The 1,383-nt window shown below is 69.8% G+C and carries 1 protein-coding gene and 1 pseudogene; both read right to left on the reverse strand.

All coding sequences use genetic code 11. From position 1 onward, the window contains the following. Positions 1–711: transposase (locus ACTWPP_RS44920; RefSeq protein WP_443110605.1), on the reverse strand; the 711-nt coding region annotated here is incomplete at its 3' end. Between the two features lie 18 nt (positions 712–729). Further along, positions 730–1,170: pseudogene (locus ACTWPP_RS44925) on the reverse strand (hypothetical protein); the annotation flags it as partial. Positions 1,171–1,383 lie beyond the last annotated feature (213 nt).

A 1,383-nucleotide genomic window follows, 5' to 3' on the forward strand; every position in this document is an offset into this window, starting at 1 on the left:
GGTCGTAGGGTGGGTGGTGGCGGGTCCGGGAAGTGGCTTGTCCGAAGTGCCGGTATGGGGATGTGAGCGGGCCGCGCTGGAGTCTGTAGTCGCTCCCCGGTGTCCTCCCGGGCCCGTCGCCGCCTGGCCGAGGGCGTCGTGGAGCATGCGCCGGTAGACGATGTCGGACAGGCGGCGTTTGAGGGCTCGCATCGCTTCCATCGAGGTCTTGCCCGAGGCTGTCTTGCGGTCGAAGTAGGCGCGTCCTTCGGTGGGGTTGCGGAGTTGGACGGTGGCCATGATGTGCAGCACCCGGTTGATCTGTCGGTTGCCTGCTCGCGACAGCCGGTGCCGGACCTGGTCGCCGGAGGAGGCGTCGATGGGCGCGGTGCCGTTCCAGGAGGCGAAGTGCGCCCGGTTGGGGAACCGGGTGATGTCGCCGACCTCGACCAGCAGGCGCGCGGCGCCGGAAGGGTCGATGCCGTGCAGGTCCATCAGGGTGGTGCCGGTGGCGGCGACCAGTTCCTTGAGCTCCTTGTCGGCGTCTTTGGAACGCCGGTAGATGCGTTCGAGGTCGCTGATCAGTTCCGCGGCGACCCGGCGTCGTGTCTTGCCGACCGCGTCCCGGGGCCGGACCGTGGCGAGCAGGGCCTTGGCCTGGGCAGCCGACGGGCTCTTCTTGGCTCCGCCGGGGACCAGCTCTAGCAGTAGCTGGTGCAGCTGGGCGACCATCCGGGTGTGGTCATCGCCGAGGGATCGGCGGCGGTCGGCCAGGATCCGCAGTAGCGCGAGCTGCTCGTCGCCGGCCACCGGTCGAAGGCCGGCCATGCGGGTGCCGACCAGGGCGACCGAGTGCGCGTCGGTGGCGTCGGTCTTGCGCCTTGCCCGGTGGCGAATACCCGGGCCCGTGCCGACAGCTTCGCCGGGACGTCCAGGACCTGTTCGCCATCGGCCAGGAGCCGGTTGGCGATGTGCCGGCCGATGCCGTTGCAGCCTTCGACGGCCCAGACCCGGTTGGGCCATTGCTGGGCGTAGTGCAGCATCGCGGTGTAGCCGTCGGGGTCGGTGCCGTAGCGTCCGCTGCCGAGGATGGTCTCGTCGGCGGCCATCACCTCGATGGTGGCGGAGCGTTTGTGCGGGTCCATGCCAAGGACCACCGGGTCCATGCGCGTCCTCCGATGCTCGATCCATCGCCTGGTTGTCGAGCCGGGAGGGCACCGCTACTTCGAGCAGAGCAAACCCCTCTTGAGCCTTTCCCCGCCCTGGGGCGACGCCCGGACCGCGCAGGCCAAAAGAGAGCCACACGACCAGCGTGGGCAGCCGCAAAGAGAGCGACGGCCCGGGCGCCTGGACCGAGCCTGGCCGGGCACCGGTCCTGAGGCAATGAAACAAGTAGCCGCGAAG

The organism is Actinomadura sp. 3N407 (assembly GCF_052245875.1).
Classification (GTDB): domain Bacteria; phylum Actinomycetota; class Actinomycetes; order Streptosporangiales; family Streptosporangiaceae; genus Spirillospora.